The organism is Rhizobium sp. R693, assembly GCF_002211315.1.
Classification (GTDB): domain Bacteria; phylum Pseudomonadota; class Alphaproteobacteria; order Rhizobiales; family Rhizobiaceae; genus Rhizobium.
In genome coordinates, this window is the sequence record NZ_LOKY01000009.1 from 128056 (window position 1) to 143827 (window position 15772).

The 15772-nt window shown below is 62.7% G+C and carries 16 protein-coding genes and 6 pseudogenes; 17 read left to right on the forward strand and 5 right to left on the reverse strand.

Translation table 11 applies throughout. The features are described from left to right. Positions 1-87 precede the first annotated feature (87 nt). A complete protein-coding gene (locus ATY79_RS10520) occupies positions 88-999 on the forward strand; it encodes an SDR family oxidoreductase (RefSeq protein WP_088703814.1) in 912 nt (303 codons plus the stop codon). A gap of 6 nt (positions 1000-1005) precedes the next feature. Here ATY79_RS10520 and ATY79_RS10525 read toward each other — a convergent pair whose 3' ends face one another. Beyond that, positions 1006-1350, reverse strand: coding sequence for an MmcQ/YjbR family DNA-binding protein (locus tag ATY79_RS10525; RefSeq protein WP_088692355.1), 345 nt, complete (start codon positions 1348-1350; stop codon positions 1006-1008). Between the two features lie 165 nt (positions 1351-1515). Here ATY79_RS10525 and ATY79_RS10530 point away from each other — a divergent pair, with 165 nt between their 5' ends. Continuing rightward, positions 1516-2184 carry a hypothetical protein gene (locus ATY79_RS10530; protein WP_245306796.1) on the forward strand — a complete coding sequence of 223 codons (669 nt, stop codon included), beginning with the start codon at positions 1516-1518 and terminating at the stop codon, positions 2182-2184. 147 nt (positions 2185-2331) lie between these two features. Beyond that, positions 2332-3085: pseudogene (locus tag ATY79_RS10535) on the forward strand (DNA-packaging protein); the annotation flags it as partial. A gap of 4 nt (positions 3086-3089) precedes the next feature. Here the strand turns inward: ATY79_RS10535 and ATY79_RS31880 are convergent. Then, complete coding sequence (locus ATY79_RS31880) at positions 3090-3221, reverse strand: hypothetical protein (protein ID WP_259126774.1); 132 nt, start codon at positions 3219-3221, stop codon at positions 3090-3092. Between the two features lie 150 nt (positions 3222-3371). On the opposite strand from ATY79_RS31880, the gene ATY79_RS10540 reads away from it, so the two are divergent. After that, the gene (locus tag ATY79_RS10540; RefSeq protein WP_088692357.1) at positions 3372-4058 is read left to right on the forward strand and encodes a glycoside hydrolase family 19 protein; all 687 of its coding nucleotides are present in this window, start codon (positions 3372-3374) and stop codon (positions 4056-4058) included. A gap of 122 nt (positions 4059-4180) precedes the next feature. Beyond that, the gene (locus tag ATY79_RS10545) at positions 4181-4492 is read left to right on the forward strand and encodes a Dabb family protein (protein ID WP_088692358.1); all 312 of its coding nucleotides are present in this window, start codon (positions 4181-4183) and stop codon (positions 4490-4492) included. A gap of 10 nt (positions 4493-4502) precedes the next feature. On the opposite strand, the gene ATY79_RS30830 is transcribed toward ATY79_RS10545, so the two are convergent. Then, positions 4503-4670 (reverse strand): hypothetical protein, encoded by a 168-nt coding sequence (locus ATY79_RS30830; RefSeq protein ID WP_088703796.1) that lies wholly within the window; start codon positions 4668-4670, stop codon positions 4503-4505. A gap of 301 nt (positions 4671-4971) precedes the next feature. Here ATY79_RS30830 and ATY79_RS10555 point away from each other — a divergent pair. The 4 genes and pseudogenes from ATY79_RS10555 to ATY79_RS10570 all read left to right on the forward strand — a co-directional run. Then, positions 4972-5871, forward strand: a pseudogene (locus ATY79_RS10555) (phage major capsid protein); the annotation flags it as partial. An 80-nt stretch (positions 5872-5951) separates the two neighbouring features. Then, on the forward strand, positions 5952-6515 hold the full coding sequence (locus ATY79_RS10560) for a phage head-tail connector protein (RefSeq protein WP_088703815.1): 564 nt from the start codon (positions 5952-5954) through the stop codon (positions 6513-6515). Continuing rightward, positions 6515-6849 (forward strand): annotated as a pseudogene (locus ATY79_RS10565) (phage head closure protein). The gene ATY79_RS10560 and the pseudogene ATY79_RS10565 overlap by 1 nt, the downstream one beginning before the upstream one ends. Positions 6850-6948: 99 nt before the next feature. Continuing rightward, a pseudogene (locus ATY79_RS10570) lies at positions 6949-7334 on the forward strand (DUF3168 domain-containing protein). Between the two features lie 9 nt (positions 7335-7343). Here ATY79_RS10570 and ATY79_RS10575 read toward each other — a convergent pair. Both ATY79_RS10575 and ATY79_RS10580 read right to left on the reverse strand, forming a co-directional pair. Beyond that, on the reverse strand, positions 7344-7736 hold the full coding sequence (locus tag ATY79_RS10575; RefSeq protein WP_088692363.1) for a GFA family protein: 393 nt from the start codon (positions 7734-7736) through the stop codon (positions 7344-7346). Positions 7737-7835: 99 nt separating this feature from the next. Next, the gene (locus ATY79_RS10580; protein ID WP_088703797.1) at positions 7836-9050 is read right to left on the reverse strand and encodes an MFS transporter; all 1215 of its coding nucleotides are present in this window, start codon (positions 9048-9050) and stop codon (positions 7836-7838) included. Positions 9051-9134: 84 nt separating this feature from the next. Here ATY79_RS10580 and ATY79_RS31430 point away from each other — a divergent pair. The 8 genes and pseudogenes from ATY79_RS31430 to ATY79_RS10630 form a co-directional block, all read left to right on the forward strand. After that, positions 9135-10170 (forward strand): annotated as a pseudogene (locus ATY79_RS31430) (phage major tail protein, TP901-1 family). Then, a pseudogene (locus ATY79_RS31435) lies at positions 10131-11168 on the forward strand (phage tail protein). Before ATY79_RS31430 ends, ATY79_RS31435 begins: the two co-directional pseudogenes overlap by 40 nt. A gap of 302 nt (positions 11169-11470) precedes the next feature. Continuing rightward, complete coding sequence (locus tag ATY79_RS10605; RefSeq protein WP_018860059.1) at positions 11471-11719, forward strand: hypothetical protein; 249 nt, start codon at positions 11471-11473, stop codon at positions 11717-11719. Between the two features lie 53 nt (positions 11720-11772). Then, positions 11773-12444, forward strand: a complete 672-nt coding sequence (locus ATY79_RS10610; RefSeq protein WP_007801211.1) for a response regulator transcription factor — start codon at positions 11773-11775, stop codon at positions 12442-12444. Beyond that, complete coding sequence (locus ATY79_RS10615; RefSeq protein ID WP_088692365.1) at positions 12434-13837, forward strand: HAMP domain-containing sensor histidine kinase; 1404 nt, start codon at positions 12434-12436, stop codon at positions 13835-13837. The genes ATY79_RS10610 and ATY79_RS10615 overlap by 11 nt, the downstream gene beginning before the upstream one ends. 118 nt (positions 13838-13955) lie before the next feature. After that, the gene (locus ATY79_RS10620) at positions 13956-14381 is read left to right on the forward strand and encodes a hypothetical protein (RefSeq protein WP_088692366.1); all 426 of its coding nucleotides are present in this window, start codon (positions 13956-13958) and stop codon (positions 14379-14381) included. Between the two features lie 112 nt (positions 14382-14493). Beyond that, positions 14494-15627: a c-type cytochrome biogenesis protein CcmI gene (ccmI, locus tag ATY79_RS10625; RefSeq protein ID WP_189637998.1), complete on the forward strand. Its 1134-nt coding sequence runs from the start codon at positions 14494-14496 to the stop codon at positions 15625-15627. Next, a partial coding sequence (locus ATY79_RS10630; protein ID WP_189637999.1) for a cytochrome c maturation protein CcmE occupies positions 15624-15772 on the forward strand: 149 nt, incomplete at its 3' end. The genes ccmI and ATY79_RS10630, both read left to right, overlap by 4 nt.

Below are 15772 nucleotides of genomic sequence, written 5' to 3' on the forward strand. Positions count from 1 at the left end.
TTCGCGATGTATATGAACGAACGTTCGTTTATATTCAAGCTGAATGGTGAAGATCCATTGGCTTGCTCTAGTGTGGAGGACAAGCACATGACAGCGCTTTCCGGAAAGATCGCCCTTGTGGCCGGCGGCACGCGCGGTGCCGGTCGCGGGATTGCCGTGGAACTCGGCTCCGCCGGCGCAACGGTCTACGTCACCGGTCGCACGACGCGAGCAAGGCAGTCGGAATACGGACGCCCGGAGACGATCGAGGAGACGGCCGAGATGGTAACCGCTGCAGGCGGCGAGGGGATCGCCGTTCGCGTTGATCATACCGTGCCGGCCGAGGTCGAGGCGCTGGTCGACCGCATCCGCCGCGAACAGGGCCGGCTCGATATCCTGGCCAACGATATCTGGGGCGGCGAGCACCTGACGGAATGGAACAAGCCGGTCTGGGAGCACTCGCTGGACAAGGGGCTGCACATGCTGCGGCTGGCGATCGACACGCATCTGATCACCGCGCATTTCGCGCTGGCGTTGATGATCGAGCGTCCCGGAGGCCTGCTGGTCGAACTGACCGACGGCACGGCCGAATACAACGCCACGCACTACCGCCTCTGCCCCTATTACGACCTCGTCAAGACAGGCGTGATCCGCATGGCCTGGGCGCACGCCAAGGATCTCGCCCCGCATGGCGCGACAGCGGTGGCGCTGACGCCCGGCTGGATGCGCTCGGAAATGATGCTCGATATCTTCAGCGTCACCGAGGAGAACTGGCGCGACGCGACATCAGTGCAGCCGCACTTCGTCATCTCCGAGACGCCGCGCTTCACCGGCCGGGCGGTGGCAGCCCTTGCCGCCGATCCCGAACGCGCCCGCTGGAACGGCCAGTCGCTGTCGAGCGGCGGGCTCGCCAAGGTCTACGGCTTTGACGACATGGACGGCTCACGGCCGGATTGCTGGCGCTACATGGACGAGGTGATGGACGCAGGCAAACCCGCCGATGCCAGCGGGTATCGCTAGATCAGATTAGCCGGATGGGATGATAACGAACTGTCTTTGCAGCGTTTTCGGCGCCGCGTTCTGCCAGGCCTTGCGCACCAGATCCTGCACCAGCTCCTCGCTCGCCTTGCCATAGAAGAGCCGGGTCGAGCCACGCTGCCCCCAGCCGCCAGGCACGGCCGCCGTATCATCGGGCGCCACCGCCAGCGTCATGTGCTGCTGGTCGGGCGTCAGGCGGACGACGCAATAGTCCTGCTCCGGCATCGTCAGGAATATCTTGCTGCGCACGCGGAAATCGCGCGTGCCGTGGTGCGCGCTCTCGACCGCCTCCGGCAGGCTGAGCGCAAAGGAAATGAGCTCTTCCTGGTTCATGGTTGTAGAATTAGCACATGCTGATGGATGCGGGCCAATCAGAAAAACTCAAGCAGCGGCAGGCGTGCGGAAAATTTTCATTGATAGGAAAATAATCCTTGACGGCGTGACGGTCGTTTGATAGGGTTATGGCATAGTCGGAAAGTTGCGGGCGAAGCGGAGTGTTTGCCCAAGCTTTCCGGATCTGGAAGCCGGGCGTTCGACCCGGCTTTTGTGTTTCTGGTCGCCAAGGGAGAACTGGCCGCCCGAGGGTTCCCGATGATCGATATCGAGAGTTTCGAACCGGAGCTTTACGGCTTCTGGCCGCAGAGGCGTGTTTGCGGCGATCCGCTGCATCTTGAAGCGGATGACGCCGAGGCGAGGGCGGCGGCGGAGGCGAAGGCCTGTTTCCTCGAGACCAAGTCCGGTCCAGCCTCACCCGCCGAGGAGTTGCGGGTTCTGCTCAATGAGATGACGGCGGAGTTGCGCGACCAGTTCAGCGCCTTTCGCGAGCTGCGGCGGGCGGCGGAAGCGGCGTCCGCAGGCGGCGACGAGGCGGCGGCGAAGCTCGCGCGGGCCGATCTGAAGGCTGCGACCGATGCCATGTCGCTGATCGTGCGTACGCTGGAAAAGGTCGATCAGCTACAGCGGCAGATCGCCCGTGATCGCGAGCAGGCCGCGGAAGAGAACGATACTGCCATGGGGCTTGAGGATGCGAATAAGCGGTTTCTTGAGCGCATCGACGAGCTGGCGGAACAACGGGCGCGGCAACTCCTTGCCGAGTGGCAGGTTGCCGGTCCTCCCGGTCAAGGTGATGCCGCTGCCGGTGGCGCTCTGCACGTCAACACCGGTTGAGGGGCACGCGCCGCGCTCACTTCGGCGCCGCGTCACGAAGGCAATGGCGCGGCATGGCAAGGAGATGGCGGCCATCGCAACGGAACGGACAACGGTGCGGACGGCAGTGGAGGCGGGCCTGCAGCAGGGCGCCGCCCTGGTAGTTTTCCGCGCCAGCTTGTGACGACGACGCCGTGGCCGGTGCCGCTGGATCGCCGACACCGGCACGCAGCTGACGCGGATCAGCACGCTTGCCAACGCGGCCAATCTGGCGCCGGGCTTCATCGATGCGCTGGCGCACCGCTACGGCGGTACGCGGCTGGGGCGTCAGGAGCTCGACGGCGAACTGATCGAGGATCACGACGACGCACTCTGGCGGCGCGAGATGATCGAGGCTGCCACGATCCGCTTCACCGGTGAGATCAGGCGCATCGTCGTTGCCGTCGATCCGCCGGCGGCGGCCGGTGCTCAGTCCTGCTGCGGCATCGTCGTGGCCGGGCTGGAGGCATCGGGTGCGCCGTCGTGCTTGTCGATTGTTCGGTCCAAGGTGCAAGCTCGGCCGGATGGGCGAGCGCGGTGGTGCGCGCCTACCGACGCTTTTCGGCGGACCGGGTGGTGGCGGAAATCAACCAGGCGGCGACATGGTGGCATCGATGCTGAAGAGCATCGACGAGAGCCTGCCGGTCTCGACCGTGCGCGCGACGCGCGCTAAATACTTGAGGGCCGAACCGGTCGCGGCACTCTACGAGCAGGGGCGGGTTGCCCATGCCGGGCGCTTCGTCGCGCTGGAAGACCAGATGTGCGACTTCGGCCCGGACGGGCTTTCTCCGGCTGCTCGCCCGACAGGCTGGATGCGCTGGTCTGGGCGTTGACGGCACTGATGCTGGAGGGAAATGGAGAACCCCGGGTGAGGGGTGTCTGAAAGACTAGCGTTGAGGTTGCTGTTGTGCCGGGCGCGGCGCCTGCTGCTCCGGGCGAACCTGACGCCATTCGTTCTCGAGCTGGTCGACGACATGCTGGGGAATGGTCGGCTGATTGCTGTTGGCCGGCTGTTGCATGCTCTCCTCCGAGTGCTTGATTTAACGGTGAGTTAATCACTGGCACGGCTTAAACTGCGTGTAAATCAGGCGCTTAAACACTTTAAACGATTGAATTAATTTTAATCGATTGAGGCGCAGAGCGCCGTACCACTTTTGAGGCTGACATTCATGGTTATCCACATCGACAGGCCCTTCTTCTTCGACACGGTCCGCGACGCGCTGTTCAAGGGAGCGCTTAATCAGCCGCAGGTGGAGGGCATGACGGCGATTCTTGACTTCTGGGAAGCGCGGATGGCGGAGGCAGATCCGCGCTGGCTCGCCTACATCATGGCGACCGCCTTTCACGAGACGGCCTATACGATGCAGCCGGTGCGCGAGACGCTGGCGACGACGGATGCAAGGGCAATCGAGATCCTGGAGAATGCCTATGCATCAGGCAAGCTCTCCTGGGTGAAGACGCCCTACTGGCGGCCGGACGAGGATGGCAAGTGCTGGCTCGGTCGCGGTCTCGTGCAACTCACCCACAAGCGCAATTATGAGGCCATGAGCCGGTTGACCGGTATCGATCTTGTGGCCGAGCCCGACCGGGCGATGGAGATGGACGCCGCCGTTTCGATCCTGATCGAAGGCATGGTGCAGGGCTCCTTTGCCACTCACAAGCTCGCCGACCATCTGAACGAGACGACAGATGACTGGGTCAATGCGCGCCGCATCGTCAACGGCACCGACCGGGCCGAAAAGCTTGCCGGCTACGGCAAGACCTTCCTTGCGGCCATCCGCCGCGAGCAGCCTGTAGGCCCGCTTGCGCGGTTGAAGGCCTGGCTCCTGCGTGCTATCGCGCGGGTCTTCGGCTAAAGCATGTCGCCCGAGGACGGGAACCGGCTTCGGGTAAAGGACATGCGCGAAAACAATAAGCCAAAACGCGCTGAGCGATCCCTTGGATCGCGGCGCGCTTTATACCCTGACAGGAGTTCCGCGTGATCCGCCACATCGTCTTTTTCACAGCGCCCGCGGAGCAACTGGACAAGGTGCGCGCCGGCCTGTCGATTCTGACAGCGATCCCGCACGCCCGGCTGCTGGAAATCGGCACCAACCTCAAGACCGACCAGCTCGGCACCGATGTCGACCTCGTCGTCTATGGCGAATTCGACGATGAGGCGGCCCTTGCCGCCTACAAGGCGCATCCCGATTACCAGCGCTCCATCGACCTTGTGCGCCCGATCCGCGAAATGCGCATGGCTGCGGATTACGAGAGCGATGCGGCGGTGAAGCAGCCGCTATTTACCTGACGGTCACTCGTCAACCGTCGTTCGATCTTGTCTTTCGCGCGTCCTTGTTTGTGGCCGATACGGTCTTACCATCAGGTTCCTGGCCGAAATAAGTCCCGCCGAGGTGGCCGCCGCCGCTAGTGTTTTCAACCTGGCGCTCGATGCGTTTCTGGATTTCTTTTTCGTTCACCTTGCTCATTGGAGCCTCCATTGTTGGGATGGTGATCTACCAACAACCGTCCCGGACGCGTTTCGTTTCACTTTTTTCATATGGTCCGGCCGCCGCGCCGGACCCTGAAGTACCGGGCAACAGCTGTGTTCCCGCCTGCAGGCGCCCCCTAACCATAGGAACCACCTCATGAAACTCCGATCTCCCTTGCCGTGGGGCTCCGCGGCGGGTCGCAGGACCGTGCCCGAGAAGAAGGCTGCAGGCGTCTTCATGTCGCTCGCCGCAGAGGGGCGGGCGAGCTGGACGGGCCGCTCCTATGCGGCGTTGTTGTGCGAGGGTGTCGGCGGGGACGGGGACCGATGGCGGCTATCTCGTTCCGCAGGAGACAGACACCGAAATCGGCCGTCGGCTCTCCGTCGTCTCGCCGATCCGCTCGCTTGCGACCGTGCGCCAGGTCTCCGGCTCGGTGCCGAAGAAGCCCTTCGCGACCACGGGCATGGCGGCCGGCTGGGTAGCCGAAACGGCGGCCCGCCCACGGACTTCAAGTGCCCAGCTTGCCGAACTTTCTTTCCCGACCATGGAACTCTACGCCATGCCGGCGGCAACGCAGGCGCTGCTTGACGACGCTGCTGTCGACATCGAGGCCTGGATCTCGAGCGAGGTCGATACCGTCTTTGCCGAGCAGGAGGGCACCGCCTTCGTCAACGGCGACGGCACCAACAAGCCAAAGGGCTTCCTCGCCTATACCGCGGTCGCCGACAGCGCCTGGAGCTGGGGCAATCTCGGCTATATCGCGACGGGTGCGGCCGGCGCCTTCAAGACGACGGGTGCCTCCGACACGCTTGTTGATACGATCTATTCTCTGAAGGCGGGACATCGCCAGAACGCCAACTTCGTCATGAACCGCAAGACCCAGGCCGAGGTGCGCAAGCTCAAGGATGGCGATGGCCGCTATCTCTGGCAGCCGCCGGCAACCGCGGGCGAGGCGGCTTCGCTCGTCGGCTTCCCCGTTGTCGAGGCCGAGGACATGCCCGATATCGCGGCCAATGCGCTGTCGATCGCCTTCGGGGATTTCCGCGCCGGCTATCTCGTCGTCGACCGTACCGGCGTGCGCGTGCTGCGCGATCCCTATTCCGCCAAGCCCTACGTTCTCTTCTACACGACCAAGCGCGTCGGCGGCGGGGTGCAGAACTTCGAGGCGATCAAGCTCATCAAGTTCGCCGTGAGCTGACCGAGGCAGGGCGGGTGCGGCTGTCGCATCCGCATCCGCCCGCCGAACATGCCCTGCGCCACACCAATTCAGGATCGCCCATGACCTATGCACTGATTACCCCGCCGGTGGCGGAAGCGCTGACGCTTGCCGAGGTGAAGCCCGATATGCGGCTCGACGACGGCAACGAAGATGGGCTGCTGGCCTCGCTGATCCGCGTTGCTCGCGAGCATCTGGAGCGCACGACGGGCCTCTGCCTGATCACTCAGGTATGGCGCCTCCATCTTGAATCGATACCTGAAGACTGCGTGATCCAGATTGCCAAGGGGCCGGTGCAAGCCATTGAAAGCCTGAGCATTTACGATGAGGCAGGCGAGGAGTTGGTCTTGCCCGCGACCGGCCATGTGCTCGATGGCAATGCCCGACCGGCGCGTCTGGTGCTCGATCGGAGTTTGAATCCCCCTATCGCTGCAAACGGCATCGATTTTTCCGCCGGCTTCGGCGAGAGCGGTGCGGAGGTGCCCGACACGCTGAAGCGAGCGATGCTGATGCATGTCGCCCAGATGTTTGCTTTCCGGGGTGCGGTGGCCGTCGAGGATCAGCCGGCGGACATACCTGTTGGCTACGACCGGCTGGTTGCGCCGTTCCTGATGCGCAGGCTCTGATGCGGTCCGTCTTCTTCGATCCCGGCCAGATGACCGCGCGGCTCGAACTGGAGGCGCCGGAAGAAGCGCCGGACGGGCAGGGTGGCGCGACCATCACCTTTGCATCAGTTGCCTCGGTCTGGACGCGGATCGAACCGCTAAGCGAAGTCCGCGAGGAGCGGGCGGGCGCTAATGTCTTCACGCTGACTCATCGTATCTGGCTACGGTTCCGCGGCGACATCAGGGCCGGGATGCGGCGCGCAAGGGAGATCGGCTGTTTGCCATCGGCAGCTGGCGCGATCCGGATGAGACGGGCCGCTACCTCTGCTGTCTCTGCGAGGAGGAAGGACGATGAGCACTGCCCTGGCGATCACACTCCGCGATCTGACGGAGATCCTGGCGAGGCTGTCGCGAGCTGGTGCGGGCAGCTCGCAGGCAAAGGGAGGCGGGAGCGATGAGCGCAGCCAAGGAATTGCTGACGGCGATCCATGCATGCCTGACCGGCGACGCCGCGATCGGCTGGTGACGGGGCGAAAGCTCCCATGCGTCGTGTTCGGCGAGCTCGACAGCAACGACTATTCAACCTCGACGGAGAGAGGCGAGGAGCATCTGTTTACGCTCGAAATCTGGATCGATGCCGGTGGACGAAAGCAGGCGCAGATCGTGGCTTCGCGTCTCCATGCTCTGCTGCAGGATGCGGCAATCGATCTTGGCCGGCACCACCTCGTCAGCCTGCTGCATGTCAGGACACTGAGCCGGCGCGAAGCGAAGACGAAGCTTTATGTCGCCGAACTTCGCTTCCGGGCCGTGACGGAGCCGATCGCCGCTGTCACCTCGTAGCGGCTCAATCTACTCCTCGAAGCGGCTCGTGGCGTCGCGATCGCGTTCGTAGTGTCTCGACAAGGGAAACGGCGGTAGCCACGACTCGCGGCGGATTGTCCAGAGTTCGTAGGTCGGTTTCAACTGGTCCGGAGCATCGAGCGAGCCGAGGTTTACTTCGACTTCATCCGCAGAGCGTCCGAAAACCGGGGAGCCACAGCGGGGGCAGAAGAACCGCCCGTCGTATTCGCGTGTTTCGCCTTCGACCGTCACCGCATCCTCAGGAAAGATCGCGGAGGCATGGAAAAACGCGCCGTGATGCTTGCGGCAGTCGAGACAATGACAAATGCCGACCCGATAGGGGCGTCCAGTTGCCACAATACGGACGTTGCCGCAGCGGCAACCGCCAGTGAACCGGTCCATGTTGCTTCTCCTCCAAGATAAAGCGATGGGCTTCTTATAACGAAGATGGGATGAGGACCTCAAATGTCTCGCCCATTGCCGCAGCTGCTTTCATCTCATTCAGATCGGTTCGTACACCCTGGTCGCGGCCTTGACCTGCGTAGCTAGCATGAGCACGAAGCCGAGCGACAGGATGGCGAGCGCGGCGCAGGTCGCGATTGCCGTTCCAGCGCCGGCCCGGTCGAGAATTGCCGTGAAGACGACGGGTGCGATGGCATTGGCGAGGTTCTGCGGCAGTGACAGGCGGGCCGATTGCAGCCCGAATTCGCGCGGCGAAAACAGCGCAAGCGGCAACAGGGCGCGGGCAACTGTCATGACACCGGAGCCGAAGCCGTAGAGCAGGATGAAGGTGATGAGCAGTGGTGTCGAGGGCGGGATCAGCAGCAGCATCACGAAGCTTGATACCATCAGGCTCACGCCCACTGCGGCGCTGAGGATCGGATTGCCGCAGCGGCCGAGGAGCATATCCAGGAAACGAGCGGAAATTCCGATCACGCCGCGCGCCGAACCAAGCTGCAATGCCAGCGCCGGCGAGGCGCCAGACTGGCGAAGGATTTCAAGCAGCGATGGCGACACCCCGAAGGTGACGAAGGTCGACATCGTCGTTGCCGCGGCAATCAGTAAGAACGCCTTGCGTTGTCCCGCTGGCGAAAGCGGCACCGGCGTTTCCTGTGTAGCTTTGCTATCTGCGGCAAAGGCAATCGGCTTCGGCAGGGCGAAAAGATGCAGCGGCAGGCAGACGAAAAACTGCAGCGCCGCGCAGATGAGAAACGTCATTCGCCAGCCGACGGTCGCGTTGAGCTGGCTGAGGATCGGCCAGAAGATCGCGCTCGAAAGGCCGGTAAACAGCATCAGGATGGCAATCACCCGTTTGCTGTCAGGCCCGGCGCGCTCGACGACGGCGGTATAGGCGGGGGCTGAAAGACCGAAGGCGCCGCCGGCACCGATGGCAGTCCAGGCAAGTCCATAGAGGACGAGGCCGTGCGCGGCTGACAACAGCAGCAGGCCGATCGTGAAGACGATCGAGGCGGCGGCAAGCACGCGCGCGGCTCCATGTCGAGCGAGCAGGCGGCCCGTCGCAGGGCCAACAAGGGCGCTGACGACCATCATGATGCTCAGCCCGCCGAAGACCACCTCATTCGGCAAGCCGAGATCCGGCGCAATGACGCGTCCCATGACACCGAGCATATCGAAGGTGGCGCCCCAGCCAATCAGCTGCGTGACGGCAAGCACGGCAATTGTCTGCACCGAGCGCAGGGGGATGGATAGAGACATGGCGGGCTTTGAAGCGAACGGGGTAGGGGCGCAAGGTCGTAGCAGCTTCGCCGTCTGGTTGAAAGTGACAAGTGGATGACACCAATGGGCGCCGACTGCGCCTGTTTTCTCGAAGGGATAGGACGATGGTGGGCGCAGAAGGGCAAAGACCTGCTCCTGAAGATATTCAACGGAACGAGCTACGAGACGGTGGCAAGGCTGCGGTCGAAACGGCTCGCCTTCAATGCCGAAACGGTCGACGTCACCGACGTCGAGAGCGCCGGGCGCTGGCGTGAACTGCTGGGCGGCGCCGGCGTGCAGCGCGCGTCGGTCTCGGGCCGGCATCTTCAAGGATGCCGCCTCCGATGGCCTGGTGCGGAACACCTTCTTCAACGCGGCGATCCTGAGCTGGCAGATCATCGTCCCCGATTTCGGCATGGTGACGGGGCCGGATAGCAGCGGAGATGTCTATTTCAATCTCGATCCGCTCTGGTCGTCGCCGGCGATCGATGCCGTCGGTATCGACAACTATATGCCGCGCGCCGATTGGCGGGACGACGATCTTACGAACGCCAGCCCCGACGGTTTCCGGACCGCCGATGACCTCCAAGCGATGACGACGGCGATTACGTCGGGCGGGGGGTTCGCTTGGTACTATGCGAGTGACGCGGCCCGCCGGGCGAGGGAGCGAAGCCCGATTTCGGACGGGCTCGCCGGAAGGTCTTGGGTCTTCCGCTACAAGGACATCGCGGGCTGGTGGTCCAATCCGCATCATGAGCGGATTGGCGGCGTGGAAATCCCGACGGCGACATCGTGGATCCCGCGCAGCAAGCCTGTCTGGTTCACCGAACTCGGCTGCGGCGCCATCGATAAGGGCGCCAATCAGCCGAACATCTTTGCCGATCCAAAGTCGGCGGAAAGTGCTGTTCCCTATATTTCCAACCGCACTCGCGCCGACGCCATGCAGCGGCGTTTCCTGGAGGCGCATCATGCATGGTGGGGCAGTGGTCGCCCTCCGCCCGGAATGGTCGGCCCGGCGCACCTTTTCGTCTGGTCGTGGGACGCGCGGCCTTTTCCGTCCTTTCCGCAGAATACCTCGACATGGAGCGACGGTGCCACTGGCGCATCGGACATTGGCTGAACGGCAGGCTCGGTGGCGGCACTCTGGCGGAGGTCGTGGCTGCACTGTTGCGGGATCACGGCTTTGACGATTTCGACGTATCGGAGGTCAGTGGGGACCTATTGGGATACGTGCAGGGTGATATTGCATCGGCACGCAGCCTGATCGAGCCGCTCCTGGAAGCGTTTCAGATCGATGCGATCGAAGATGCGGGGCTCCGGCGCTTCCGCTCCCGCATGCGGGCAAGCCTGCCGGCGCTGCCGGTCGAAATTCTTGTGGACCGCCAAGACGAGCCGCTATGGCAGGAAACGCGTGGTCATGACAGTGATTTTGCGGCCGAAGCCTTGGTGAGTTTCTACGATCTCGACCTCGATTATGAGCAGGCGAGCGCCCGCTCCCATCGCGTGGCGTAATCGACGAACCGGATCATTCAGCAGGATCTCACAACCGTCATGCCGGAGGAGACGGCGCTTGCCGCTGCCGAGGTGTTACTGCGCGACAATCGCATTGCCAGGCGCTCCATCCGGTTTTCGCTGCCGCCGAATGAGATGCGCCTCCAGACGGGCGATATCGTTACACTCCCCAGCGGACCCCAAGGTCGCTTCCTGATTAACCGCGCCGAAGATGGCGATGCCCGCCAGGTGGAAGCGCGCGAATTCGCGGCGTCGGTCGGCAGTACCGTGGCGACGATTGTTGGCGGAAGGCCGAGTGGCGGCGGCGGTTCGAACCTGTTTTCTCCTATCATTCAACGGATGGATCTGCCGCGATTCGATGGCAGCGACCCCTCGAGCTTCGCCCGTGGAGCGGCCTTTGCAAAGCCGTGGACATCGATCGGGTTGTCGTCGTCTGCCACGGCGGAGGGATACAAGGGCAGGGTACTCCTCGATCGCCCGGCACGGATCGGCACACTAACAAGCGCGCTTGCGGCGGTGTTGTCGGCCGTTTCGACTGGTCACGGGCGCTCGAACTCGATCTGCTCTACGGTGGCCTGGGCTCGGCACCGGCGACCGCTGTTATGAACGGCGCCAATCTCCCAGCGGTCTTGTCCGCCAGTTGGTGGACTCGATCGTGAATATAGCTGGCGCACTTGGCGGTCTGCTGGCCGTTTATGAGCGGGTGACCGCCAAGGCAGCCATCAAATCCGTCGGTTGAGGCTCGTGCGGCGAGCGGGCGCTCTCGTTTGCTCCGCCGGATTTTCGAACACGCGTGGCGCGAATTCAAAATTGTTCTAAACATCAGGGATTACAAGGCATTCATTTGCCATTCAGGTCGCTTGAGTACATAGTCTGGGCCAAGTTAGTATCCATTGAAAGCATTGCACATGGCCTCTCCCTTGAGCGTCGCAGCGCTAGCCGCCGGGCTGGCGATAACGTCGCCCTCACCGGATAATCCGCGTACCCTGACGGTGCGCGTTGCAGGCGATTGCAGCGAGGCCGCGCGCGAGGTTGTGGAAAAAACGGGAGGCCAGCTGCTTTCCGTGCAGCCTGCGGGCGATAGCTGCATCATCACCGTTCTCGTCCAGGGCAACGGCCAGCGCCCGCGTAAGGTAACCGTCAAGGTTCCGATGTAGGCAGAATCGGCCTATCTAGACGCCGAAGAGATCAAGCGGAGTAAAGCGGACCGATGCGCATTCTCGTAGTCGAAGACGATGTCAACCTGAACCGGCAGCTTAGCGACACCCTCAAGGAAGCCGGCTATGTCGTCGATCAGGCATTTGACGGTGAGGAAGGGCACTTTCTCGGCGACACCGAGCCCTATGATGCGATCATCCTCGATATCGGCCTGCCGGAACTGGATGGCGTCACGGTGCTTGAGAAGTGGCGCAGCGCAGGTCGCGGCATGCCAGTGCTGATCTTGACGGCGCGCGACCGCTGGAGTGACAAGGTCGCCGGTATCGACGCCGGTGCCGACGACTATGTCACCAAACCTTTCCATGTCGAGGAAGTGCTGGCGCGCATCCGCGCCCTGATCCGTCGTGCGGCGGGGCATTCCTCGTCCGAGATCATCTGCGGCCCGGTGCGCCTCGATACCAAGAGCTCGAAGGCCACGGTCAATGGCGTCGCGCTGAAGCTGACGTCGCATGAATACCGGCTGCTTTCCTATCTCATGCATCACATGGGCGAAGTGGTGTCGCGCACCGAACTGGTCGAACATATGTACGATCAGGATTTCGATCGCGATTCCAACACGATCGAGGTTTTCGTCGGGCGCCTTCGCAAAAAGATGGGCGTCGACCTGATCGAAACGGTGCGCGGGCTTGGCTACCGCATCCAAGCGCCGAACAATGCGAATTAAATCACTTACTGCACGCGTCCTCCTGCTGACCACGATATGGTCAACCGTCGCGCTTGTCGTCATTGGCCTGCTGATCTCGACGCTGTACCGGAAGAGCGCTGAGCGCGGCTTTCAGGACCTGTTGCGCGCCCAGCTCTACAACGTCGTCAATTCCGTGACCATCGGCGATCAGGGAGCGCTTAGTGGAAGTCCGCAGCTCGGCGACCTGCGCTTTGCGCAGCCGAAAACGGGCTGGTACTGGGTCGTCGAGCCGCTCGGCACCTACACGGCCCCTCCGCTGGTGTCGCCGTCACTTGGCTCTGTCTCGATCCCTGTTCCCTCGGTTCTCGAAGCGCCCTTCGACAAGAACTACGAGCGCTACTACCAGGTAACCGATGCCTCGGGGAACCGTATCCACGTTGCCGAGACCGAGGTCGTTCTGGATACCGATGGCCGTGCCGCGCGTTTTCGCGTTACCGGCAACGTCGATGTTGTCGAAGACGACGTTCGCAATTTCTCCCACAGCCTTTACCTGGCGCTGGCCGGCTTTGGTGTCGGCAGTCTGATCGTCAATGCACTGGCCATTCTCTATGGCCTCAAGCCGCTCGACAAGGCGCGCGCCGCGCTCGAGCGCATTCGTGCCGGCGAGAGCGAGCAGTTGAAAGGCGCGTTCCCGCGCGAAATCTTGCCGCTCGCCAACGAGGTCAACGCGCTGATCGACAGCAATCGCCGCATCGTCGAGCGGGCGCGCATGCAGGTCGGCAATCTCGCCCACTCGCTGAAGACGCCGATTGCCGTGCTGCTCAACGAGGCGCGCGTCCTGGAACGCTCGCACGGTGATCTCGTGCGCAGCCAGGCGGAGGCGATGCAGGGTCAGGTGCAATCCTATCTGAACCGCGCCCGAATAGCCGCACAACGCGAATCCGTACTCGCCCGCACCGATGCGGAACCAGCGCTGGAACGGCTGGTGCGCGTGATGCGGCGCTTGAACGTCGACAAGGAATTCGAACTCACGGTGGCGCCGCCGCATCTCGCGGTGGCCATGGAGCAGCAGGACCTCGAAGAGGTCGTCGGTAACCTTCTCGAGAATGCTGCCCGTTTCGCGGCGACCAAGGTTCGCGTCTCCGTCACAGAGGCGCCCGAAGACATCAAGGGCGCGGAGGGGAGCGGGCGTCGCCACTGGGTCGAGCTTGTTGTCGAAGACGATGGACCGGGGCTTGAACCGGATCAGATCCGCGAAGCGCTGAAGCGCGGCAAGCGGCTGGATGAAAGCAAACCGGGCACCGGGCTCGGGCTGTCCATCGTGACGGAGATTTCCAACGAGTATCAGGGACGGCTCGAACTATCCCGCGGGCAATGGAACGGGTTGAAGGCCCGCCTTATTTTGCCGGGCATCACAAAGGATGTTGCGTGAGCAACTGCTTGATGTCACATAGAGATAGGCAATTGCATAGCATGCTCTGCCTTATTGCCGACACGGCGCGGTGTACGTGTGGCGGCGTTAGATTCACACCTGATTCTGGTTCGACTGAATGATGCTACGTTCGCAAGGCATGATCGTTTCTTCGCTTCTCGTCGCTATGACGCTGTCTGGGTGCCAATCGACGAAGAGCGGTGGCTCCGGCGGGCTCTTCTCGCGGAAACCTCCGGCTTCGGCGACCTATATTGCGGCGTTGCAGGGCGGCATTATTGGTCGCAGCGGCGTGGAACTTAGCGATAGCGACCGCCAGCGCGCCCTCGAGGCCGAGTATCGTGCCTTGGAAGGTGCAGCAGTCGGTCAGCCCGTTGTCTGGAGCGGACGCAATGTCAGCGGCAGGGTCGTCGCGGCTGCGCCCTATCAGGTCGGCTCGCAGAATTGCCGTCAGTATACCCACAGCGTGACGATTGACGGCAAGGAGACGGTGGCGCGCGGTTCTGCCTGCCGAAACGACAACGGTAGCTGGTCGCCGCTCGGCTAACCCAGGTGACGGTAAGACTGACCGCTAGCGGTGTTGCGGCCAAACGCCTCAAATAATCGTCATTGCGGCTTTGCTTGTTGGAATAGGCGCTCGCTTCGAGTATTTGGCGGCTATGCTTTTCTGGATTCTTGTGGCCGCTCTGACGGCGGTTGTCGCTGCAATTCTGCTTTATCCGCTTTTGCGTGGTGGCAAAGCGGTCGATGACACGCGCGCCGGGGAGGCTGCCGTCTATCGCGATCAGTTGCGCGAACTCGATCGTGACCTCGCCGGCGGACTGATTTCAGCCGACGAGGCGGACTATGCGCGGGCTGAAATCGGCCGGCGGCTGATCACGGTGTCGGCCGCGCCGGTGACCGATCGCAACCTCTCGAAGCATCACCGTCTGTCCGAAGCCTTCGTGCTACTGATGCTGCCCATCGTCGGGCTCTGTCTTTACATTCTGGTGGGGCGACCGGATTTGCCGTCGCAGCCGCTGGAAGCCCGACTTGCGAACCCTGGCAACGATATGGCGATCCTGGTCGCCAAGGCCGAGCGGCACTTGGTGCAGAATCCCGATGACGGCAAGGGCTGGGACGTGTTGGCGCCGATTTACTTCAACACCATGCGCGTTGCCGATGCAGAAAATGCCTACCGCCATGCGATCCGCCTGCTGGGACCAAGCGTAGCACGGCTGGATGGCCTCGCCGAGACGTTGATGGCCAAGTCGGACGGCGTCGTCACCGAAGATGCGCGCAAGGTACTGGAACAGTCGCTTCAACTGCAGCCGGACAATCCAAAGGCAAGTTTTTACTTGGCACTCAGTATGGAGCAGGCCGGCAAGGCTGCCGAGGCGAAAACCGCATTTGAGGCACTTGCCAAGCAATCGCCCGCCGACGCGCCCTGGCTCCCGCTTGTTGCCGAGCATATTGCGAGGAATGGCGGCGCGTTGCCGAGCGGCGCTGCGAATGCGCCGGGCAATCCGACGCAGGCGGACGCGGCGGCCGCAAAGAACATGAACGCTGGCGACCAGCAGCAAATGATTCAGGGCATGGTGGCAAGCCTGGACGCGAAGCTCACCGAGGACCCGAACAATCTCGAAGGCTGGTTGCGGCTCGTCCGCTCTTATGTCGTATTGAAGGACAAGGATCGTGCGGTTGGAGCTCTGAAACGCGGACTGGCGGCGTTTCCGGCCGACAGCGAACAAGGCAAGCAACTGCTGGCCCTGGCGCGAGAGCTCGAGATTGCGACGGAAGGAATGAGCGAATGACGCGCAAGCAGAAACGCCTGGCGATCATCGCTGGCGGCATGAGCTTCATCATTGCCGCCGTGCTGCTCGTCATGTTCGCCTTCAGCCAATCGGTTGCCTATTTCTACATGCCGGCAGACATTGCAAAGAACCCGGTGCCGCCGGG